The 8,464-nt window shown below is 38.8% G+C and carries 11 protein-coding genes; 7 read left to right on the top strand and 4 right to left on the bottom strand.

Translation table 11 applies throughout. The features are described from left to right. Positions 1-17 precede the first annotated feature (17 nt). On the bottom strand, positions 18-368 hold the full coding sequence (locus ACLFKQ_RS30460; RefSeq protein WP_449003346.1) for a hypothetical protein: 351 nt from the start codon (positions 366-368) through the stop codon (positions 18-20). A 550-nt stretch (positions 369-918) separates the two neighbouring features. On the opposite strand from ACLFKQ_RS30460, the gene ACLFKQ_RS30455 reads away from it, so the two are divergent. From ACLFKQ_RS30455 to ACLFKQ_RS30445, 3 genes are read left to right on the top strand one after another with little or no spacing between them, the layout of a single operon-like run. Continuing rightward, positions 919-1,140: a hypothetical protein gene (locus ACLFKQ_RS30455; protein WP_449003345.1), complete on the top strand. Its 222-nt coding sequence runs from the start codon at positions 919-921 to the stop codon at positions 1,138-1,140. Beyond that, positions 1,115-1,432: a hypothetical protein gene (locus ACLFKQ_RS30450; protein WP_449003344.1), complete on the top strand. Its 318-nt coding sequence runs from the start codon at positions 1,115-1,117 to the stop codon at positions 1,430-1,432. Before ACLFKQ_RS30455 ends, ACLFKQ_RS30450 begins: the two co-directional genes overlap by 26 nt. A gap of 23 nt (positions 1,433-1,455) precedes the next feature. After that, a complete protein-coding gene (locus ACLFKQ_RS30445; RefSeq protein ID WP_449003343.1) occupies positions 1,456-2,925 on the top strand; it encodes a DASH family cryptochrome in 1,470 nt (489 codons plus the stop codon). A 319-nt stretch (positions 2,926-3,244) separates the two neighbouring features. Here the strand turns inward: ACLFKQ_RS30445 and ACLFKQ_RS30440 are convergent, their stop codons facing one another. Continuing rightward, positions 3,245-4,267, bottom strand: coding sequence for a carbon-nitrogen hydrolase family protein (locus ACLFKQ_RS30440; RefSeq protein WP_449003342.1), 1,023 nt, complete (start codon positions 4,265-4,267; stop codon positions 3,245-3,247). Positions 4,268-4,888: 621 nt separating this feature from the next. On the opposite strand from ACLFKQ_RS30440, the gene ACLFKQ_RS30435 reads away from it, so the two are divergent. Next, positions 4,889-5,557 carry a response regulator gene (locus ACLFKQ_RS30435; protein WP_449003341.1) on the top strand — a complete coding sequence of 223 codons (669 nt, stop codon included), beginning with the start codon at positions 4,889-4,891 and terminating at the stop codon, positions 5,555-5,557. A gap of 29 nt (positions 5,558-5,586) precedes the next feature. Here the strand turns inward: ACLFKQ_RS30435 and ACLFKQ_RS30430 are convergent, their stop codons facing one another. After that, the gene (locus ACLFKQ_RS30430) at positions 5,587-6,342 is read right to left on the bottom strand and encodes a phycocyanobilin:ferredoxin oxidoreductase (RefSeq protein ID WP_449003340.1); all 756 of its coding nucleotides are present in this window, start codon (positions 6,340-6,342) and stop codon (positions 5,587-5,589) included. A 130-nt stretch (positions 6,343-6,472) separates the two neighbouring features. Here ACLFKQ_RS30430 and tatA point away from each other — a divergent pair, with 130 nt between their 5' ends. Beyond that, entirely contained in the window at positions 6,473-6,643 is a 171-nt protein-coding gene (gene tatA, locus ACLFKQ_RS30425; RefSeq protein ID WP_449003339.1) for a twin-arginine translocase TatA/TatE family subunit, read from the top strand. A 211-nt stretch (positions 6,644-6,854) separates the two neighbouring features. After that, positions 6,855-6,992 carry a hypothetical protein gene (locus tag ACLFKQ_RS30420; protein ID WP_449003338.1) on the top strand — a complete coding sequence of 46 codons (138 nt, stop codon included), beginning with the start codon at positions 6,855-6,857 and terminating at the stop codon, positions 6,990-6,992. Positions 6,993-7,311: 319 nt separating this feature from the next. Here the strand turns inward: ACLFKQ_RS30420 and ACLFKQ_RS30415 are convergent, their stop codons facing one another. Then, positions 7,312-7,686: a sodium:solute symporter family transporter gene (locus ACLFKQ_RS30415; protein ID WP_449003337.1), complete on the bottom strand. Its 375-nt coding sequence runs from the start codon at positions 7,684-7,686 to the stop codon at positions 7,312-7,314. A 547-nt stretch (positions 7,687-8,233) separates the two neighbouring features. Here ACLFKQ_RS30415 and ACLFKQ_RS30410 point away from each other — a divergent pair. Further along, on the top strand, positions 8,234-8,458 hold the full coding sequence (locus tag ACLFKQ_RS30410; protein ID WP_449003336.1) for a hypothetical protein: 225 nt from the start codon (positions 8,234-8,236) through the stop codon (positions 8,456-8,458). The last annotated feature ends 6 nt before the right edge of the window (positions 8,459-8,464 follow it).

The raw sequence follows: 8,464 nt of genomic DNA, 5'->3' as shown, positions 1-8,464 counted from the left end.
AGCAAAGGTATTCTATCTTATTTTGTCTGTTTAAATTGTTTAAGTACCGCTAAAAATAGTTCCTCGTAGTCCTTTAATCCATCTAAAATTTCTTGAATGGATTGTTGCTCGTAGGCGCCAGGAAGATCGGGAACCGAATCATTATTACCCAAAAGCATTTCAGTAGGTCTACTGGGACTGCAGCTAGCATCGACAAAACTATATTTAAAAGTCAATTCTCTTACCGAATCAACGGGTAATAAAATCCGTTCTTCTACTGACATTGTTGTTACTAATTGGCTGTTTTGATAGACATCAATACTTACATTAATAGGGGAGCCATTAGAGCCACATTGAATTTGAGAAGCTAAATATAATAGTTCGATCATAGGAATAGTTTTTATTTAAAGTATTACTTAATTAAAATTAGTTACATATATATATTCACTTAAATAATTTTTAAATAGGTAAACATCTTGTAAAAAGGTAAGAGTTCAATTTGAATTTATCGTAAAGAATACTGATATTTTCCGCTCGAATTTGAGTTGAGTACGAAGTTTGCGCGATCTACTATCGCTCGCCTACGAAAACTCGATCTTTCAATGATTAATTGGGGATAATAAATTAAGAATCAAATCATCCAATTCTCGAAACTACTAAAAAGCTTGCTAGGATTAGAATGAGGGTGAAAGTATATAAGACAATCGGTTTCGGCTTTATTGTTACCTTGTAACTTGAATTTAGGATCTCAAATCCTGATACTTTAGAAAAAGTAGTAGACCGTCCTTCCCTTGGTTAATTAAAACCGTGATTTAGCTAGGGTCGCTACTCTCCTCTCAGTTTAATCAACTCAAACAATCACTAGGGGAATTAGACCCCGCATTCTGCAAGGAAGAGTCAGAACCCAGAGGAAAAAGCTAAAAATTTTTAATAAGAACAATGGAACAACAACAGTGGGTGGGAATCGATGTCTGTCAGAAATATCTCGATGTCTACATCTGCCCGATAGGAAAGTTATTTCAAGTAACTAATGATGATTCTGGAATTAGTGAGTTAGTCAAGATACTTATAGAAATCAAACCAGAGTTAATCGTCTTGGAAGCCACAGGGCAGTTAGCCAAAACCGATGCTATTGATGCGAAAATTTTGGCGCACTTCTAGAAATGCTATACGCCCTCAAGTCAGAGCAATTAAAGACGAATCATCCCGTCAATTAGAAGACTTGGTACAGCGTCGTCGTCAAATTAGCGACATGATTACCGCCGAGAAAAATCGTCTTCGAGGTAAAAGTAACGTAGTGCAATCGGGCATTAGCGAACACATTGAATGGCTAGAAGCAAAACTCAAAGAAATCGAATCACAAATCAAAGACGCGATTGCGCTCCGCGCACTGGCAAAGCCAATCGCTAGCGATGAAGATTGGAAGCAGAAACAGAAGTTACTCAATTGTTGAGGTTTGTTTAAATTGTAATAGTTATGGTACAGCAACGTATTTTAATTTGGCAGCGCAACGACCTGCGAGTTCACGATCGCCTAACTTTAGATCTTGCTCTAGAAGTAAAAGCTTTAATTATTCCCGTTTACTGTTTCGATCCCCGGCAGTTTAAAACCACTTCCTTTGGCTTTCCCAAAACTGGTAAATATCGCGCCCAATTTTTAATCGAAAGCGTCCGAAATTTACGCAACTCACTCCAGAAACTAGGTAGTAATTTAGTCGTGCGCCAGGGTTTACCAGAAGAAGTCATTCCCTCTCTGGTAAAAAGCTTAGACATCGATGCGGTTTACTATCAACAGGAAGTAACCGACGAAGAACTCAAGGTAGAGTCGGCTTTAAAGAGAGCCTTAAAATCCCTCAACGTCAAGGTAGAAGAATTTTGGGAGTCGACACTCTACCTACCAAAAGATTTACCCTTCGATATTTCCGAAATTCCAGAACTCTACACCAGTTTTCGCAAACAGGTAGAAAACAATTCCACAATTGCCGAACCCCTAACGGAACCAGAGAAATTACCACAGCTACCTGAAATAGAAATCGGTGAAATTCCTACTCTAGCAGATTTGGGATTAGAAACTCCTAACTTCGACGATCGCGCTGTTTTGAAATTTCGAGGAGGAGAGACGGAAGCGATCGCCAGACTAGAATATTACTTTTGGCAAGCAGACTGTCTTAAAGACTATAAACAAACCCGCAATGGGATGTTGGGAGCAGACTATTCTTCCAAGTTTTCTCCCTGGGTGGCAAGGGGGTGTATTTCTCCCCGCTATATCTGCGATCGCGTCCGTCAATACGAGAGCGAAAGAATTAAAAATAATTCTACCTATTGGCTAATTTTTGAATTAATTTGGCGCGACTTTTTCCGTTTTATTTGTGCCAAACACGGCAATAAAATCTTTAAAGTTTCTGGTTTGCAAGGTATTGAAATTCCCTGGAAAGAAGACTGGGAAAGGTTCGATCTCTGGCGCGAAGGAAAAACTGGTTATCCTTTAGTAGATGCCAACATGAAAGAGATTGCCGCTACGGGTTTTATGTCCAATCGTGGCAGACAAAATGTTGCTAGTTTTCTGACTAAAAATTTGGGGATTAACTGGCAAATGGGTGCGGAGTGGTTTGAATCTCTACTGATCGATTACGATGTTTGTAGTAATTGGGGCAACTGGAATTACACTGCAGGAGTCGGCAATGACGCTCGTGGCTTTCGTTATTTTAATATTCCCAAACAAACTAAAGATTACGATCCTCAAGGAGAGTATATCAAACACTGGTTACCAGAATTAGCTTCCCTGCCTGAGGATAAAGTACGCGAACCATATAAACTGAGTGCGGAAGAACAAAAACGCTACGGGGTAAGATTGGGAGTCGATTATCCCAACCCAGTCGTTGACTTTTTCAAGTCGGTTAAAGCCAACGAAAAAATCTATCACAGCGCAGTCAACCAAAATAAATAAAATAAATAATGTGTTTTTGATGTTGCTGAATAGATAAAAATCGAGATGGATAATTGTTAGTAGTTGGTTGTTACTCGACAATTTCAAACTAGCGAGTGTCTAGGTTGCCATTACTCAGTTAGAGGTTGTCTGAAAAGCAAATTTTGTTATTTATAAAGTTATATCTAGTACGCAGATAAGAAAGTTTTAACCTTAGTAATCTCCTTAGACTAAACTCACCCTAAAGTAGTCATCGAAACTTTTCAGATATTCTCTAAACCACAGTTTCGTGACTAAGCATTGTTATGCGTTCCTTTGCGATCGGCTCCCATACTAGTGGCTACTCTTTAATTCTAGTAAATGTACGCTTTCCGTGTACTGGCTGGTAAATAGATTCAAAGTCGAAAGCGTAGTTAAAATCATCCTTCTCCAGAACTCTCTGTCCCTTAATATCGACATTGTGGATAATCAGAAGTTCCTCATTTAAATGAGATGCCTGAACGAGATTAATACCTGATGGAGCCCAGATTCCCGATCCTCCCCAAAAATGGGCACCTGTAATATCGTGCCTGCCTACTGCATTACAGGCTAGAGTCCAGACCTGGTTGATGGCAGATTTTGCTGCTATCACCGTGTCCCAAAGATATCCGTAATACGTATCTGAACGTATATTCATGGCAGGATAGTTTCTTTGAGCTAGAGAGCGCCAGGAAGCAATTTGTATAATAGCGTCGACCTTGTCAATTTTGGCGTATTCAAGCAACAATTGGGAGAATAAATAGTCATAACAGCTCGTAAATCCAAATCGACCCCATTTGGTGTCGACAACTAGTCGGTCGTCTCCTCCTGTCTCCGTATAGATTTTTTCTATGGGCGGAAGAAAAATTTTGTCATAAGTATTTTCCTCCTGCAAATAATCAAATTCCTCGATCTCCGCTAGGGTAAAAATAGTATTAAAGTATTTACCTTCGTTGCCTTGCCTAATGTTGTTGAACACGATCGCTTTCAGTCGATCGTCCAACATCGGCTTTAAGGTTTTATCTATCCATTCTGTGTGATTCTCAATCACGGTACTGTCCATGTATTGTCGACAGGCTTGGGTATCTTCCCAGAAATAACCTGATAATGAGAATTCGGGAAAGATGGCTAGATTTACGCCTTTATTCTTAAATATTTCCGTGGCTCTGGCCATTTTGTCCTTGTTTGCCTCAATGTCTGGTACGATAGCTCGGAGGTTCGCAAGTCCGATGGTCATTTGGCTCTCGTCGTGAGAATATACCCTTTCTACGATGAAAAATTTGTCCTTCATTTCGGATGACGAGGTTCTCACGATATTTTTTGCAAATTCTCGTTCTCTAGCCAATTATAATCTCCTTTACCTGGTACGATTTCAACGAACTTTGCGATCTAGTCGACCGAGTATTTGTGTATTGTCAGGTTAACTGAATTGAAAAACATTTCCCAACCATTGGCAGGGCAATTAATCTGTCGATTGAGATTTTTGATTAAATTGGGAGAAGAGGTTAAAGACTACATCGTTTTATGAATACATATATCTCAGTTCTTCCCCTAGTAAAGTCATTTTGATTTACTTTTACTTTTGGTTTTCTCATTCAACCATATACTACAAATTGCCATACAAAAAAACCTTGGTGAAGTTTAATTTTTAATAAAAATTTGTAATAGAAGCCAGAGCCGAAGACTTGCTCAACCTAATCAATAAAAAAATATAGTTAAAAACCTATTTGGCGACCCTACTTCGATCTTACTTGATTTGTAAAAATATTGACGGTAGTCAGGTAATAGGCATTTATGCAATCATTGCTGCCGGACATAACATCAGAAGATTTACTGAAGACAAATAACGCTTGATCGCCGAAGCTGGTTAGCTATAGATTATAGCTATTTTGATTTAAATTGACGCTCAGATGAAGATGATGACTAAAATTATCGAGCAATTGCTAAGAGTTATTACTATTGACTAATGAACCAAACTCTCAAAGACGAGCTCGTTTTGGTTGTCAATCATCACCAAACTAACTACCAGCAACTGACTGAAGAATTACAAGCTCATGGTCTCAAAGTCTCGCTCGAACATGAGCGAATAAATATTGTAGTTACAGCCGAATCGCTCCAACCAGATATTATTTTGATGGACATTTCCCATATAGAAAACGAGGGATTAGAAATATGCCATCAGCTAAAAAATAATTTTAATACTCAAAATATTTTTCTCATTTTAATAACTTCGCTCAATCAAAGTCTCCACAAACTTAAAAAATTACACCTGAAAAATGTAGACTATATGATTAAACCGGTACGCTCGGAGGAAATATTAGCACGGATAAAAATCCACTTAGCACTAAGACGTATTAACAGCCAACTTCACCAAGAAATTTCCAACCGTTGCCAAGTAGAAGCACTGGTAGAACAATCTCAACAAATATTGTCCCAAAAATTTGGTACTGAAATTTCAGAATTAATTAGTGTCCAACAGGAATTAGAAACGATTAATCGAGAATTATTTGTTTCCGACCGTGAGTTAGAAAAATTTACTCATTTAGTTGCAAGCGATCTACAAGTACTATTGCTTTCCCTAGAAGGATTTACCGAACTATTGGTTCGAGACGAGGGCGATCGAGCTGAAGATTAAGATAGATAATAAAAAACAGAATCTAAATTTTACCCCTCCTCCTGATTCGATCGCGGAACATCGAACAATACTTGGCTCATATAGTTATCTGCCCATTCCTTACCAAAAGCCTTTTCTAAAACGCGGCGAGTTTTATCATTTTGTTTCTGTTTGGTACAGTAATAATTCTGTCCTGCTAAATACAATTCTTGTTGACCTACCGATACTGGTTGAGCGAGATTAGCTTGTTGACAGTGAATGCGGAGATAAGCAGAAGTGCGATCGAGAAAACTTCGTTCTTCATCCTCGCTTTGGGGACGAATAAACAAACAAAACTGAGAGAAAATATCCGCCCAGGAAGGTAACTCGCGAGGTACGGAGAACTGAACTGTTGGCAAGGCAGAAAGTTCTTGTTGGTAAGCTTGGGGTAGAGTTTTTTCGGGATCGATCGGTGAAAGATCGACGATCGCCGCGCCGATACCCGCCTTACCCGCCACTATATCGCAACCAAACATCGGCAGGGGATATTGGAGACGAGGAAACATCACGCAATGCAGTATATCTAAGTTATTACCTACCTTCGCCAACTCCAGGTGCATTTTGCGAAATTGCGGTGTTTGATAACAGCAATTTTCAATCCGCAACTTTTCTCCTTCTAGTTTTCCTTCTACATAACCCAAACCTTCGGGTAAAGCATAGGGAGATAGCTCTAAATATTGTTGCCAGTAGTCGATAATGCGATCGGCTAGCTGACGAATTAGAGGATGTTGTTCTTGACGGAGGGAAAACTGGGATGTTTCTAACATTTGGATGATTAAAACGCTCGCTCTGGGTGGTTCATTGGACACAGCCGCAGATGTCTATTAGTTTAACGATATACTGAGACTGAGATTATATCTACATTTAACTATTAATTGTCTTGAGGAGATTAAATATATGTTTGGTTTGGGTTGGCCTGAAGTGGTTATCATTGGGCTGGTTGCAGTCTTGGTCTTCGGTCCTAAAAAAATTCCCGAAATTGGTAGTTCTCTAGGAAAAACTCTGCGGGGTTTTAAGGAAGAAATGGAAAATCCGCAACTTGAAGAATCGGACGAGGAAGATAGCTAAGCGTCTTACTCGGTAAAGTCTTCAGAGTTTGCTAGATTTTCGATCTTTTTGAATTTTAGAGAGATTTCAAGATTTTTTGGGCATCAAAAATTACTCTGTTTCACAGCAGATGTTTTCCAAATAGGGATTTTGCAACCTGGAAGAAAGTTGAAGCAAGCATGAGCGATCCTCAAACTCTACCCGAAAATAATCCCTTACTAAAATCAAAGGTATGTTGCACGATTTAATCGAACATCTGCGTTCAGATGTTACCAAGGTAGAAGATCCCAAAGCAGAAGCTTTATTTGAAACCACAGCCGAAGTGCTTGAAGGATTGAAAAACGCCTATACTGATTACGAGCGTAAGTAATGAACGGGCTTGGCAATAAAAATTAGCTAGTTTTTAGAGAGGCAATCGCCAGTTGCTTCTAGTCTTGAGCAATAGAGCTTCCAGAAAGATTACTAATGATGAAATTGCCACAATGGGAATTACGGGTAAAAAACCAAAGGTCAAGCCTGGGGAATTACCCCTGTTTTCAATCCCACGAGCATTGCTTTGCCAGCTAAAATTGACAAGACAACTTAGAGGTGAAATATTTCTGCAATTACTGTAGGAAACAATACCGACAGTCCAGTAAAAGCTACAGTAGCCAGTTTCAGCAGCGATTCTGGTGGTTGATAAGCTAAAATTATATTAATGCCAAGGCGATCTTTAACAATCTGCCTACCATTATTTGTTCTGAAAGAGAAGCCTGGGGGCGAAAATAAGCAGTGTAGACATCCCGTGTCACCATCGAACTTAAAGCTAAAAGTTGAGAATCTAAAGTAGACATAAATGCTGCCACTGCTCCAACCATCACTAGAGATGCCATCCAGCTTGAAGTGTATTGCTCGAGCATCAATGGCAAAATTTCATCTGCTGCATTGCCTGTCAAGTCTGGAAAAGCCAGGTGTCCCCACATTCCGATGAAAACGGGACCAATATATAGATCGAGCGTAATAATCGGATAGCAAACCGTCGCTACTTTCAGTGAATTTAGAGCTTTTTCGGTATAAAATTTCATAAACATCTGCGGAAACATCGGCACGATAAACGTCCACAGACAGATATAGCTAAACTACTGTTTTGGAGAAAAAAAACATCAGAATCTGTCGGGTAAAAAGTTCGGGTTTGAGATAGTAAACTGCTCGATTAGCTTTGTCAATTCCTACCAAGCCATGAGCGATCGCACTTAAAGCGGCGAGCCTCAGGATAAATACTAAAACACCTTAGAATACATCAATCAGTTAAGGCTACACTATTCATTCCTCCAATGCAGACATAAAATACGATCGCCAAAGATTAAACAGTTTTTTTCTACACCCCCATACTATCTTTCAACACAGAAGTAACAAATTTATCAATCGTGTTTTGTTTGACTAAAAATTACAGTAAACGAGTAATATTTGTCGGGCGTATATTTATCAAAATTAGGTAGATTATATAATATAGAATATTGTTACCTCGCGCTATACAAAGCTTGTACTTAGTTTCGTGCGCTTTGCCTTTGGTTATGCAATTCCTACATATACTCTAAAATGAAGCTCTTAACTTTAGGATACAGTTAATCTATGATTAAGAAAACACCGAGAATAATTCGAAAAATCGAATCCGTTTTTGAAGCATTTATCTGGAATCTTCGTTTTTTTATTATAGCTCCGGTTATTTTTAGCTTACTGAGTGCTTTACGCTTAATTGTTATCGGAACTGTAGATATTTGGGCTGGATTAACTTTGAATTTTGATGTTAAAGATTGGTGCACTCATGACGATAGCTATTTTTCTGATTCCTTCTAGCCTTGA

It is taken from the genome of Myxosarcina sp. GI1(2024), assembly GCF_053543375.1.
This window is presented reverse-complemented; position numbering and strand designations above follow the sequence as displayed.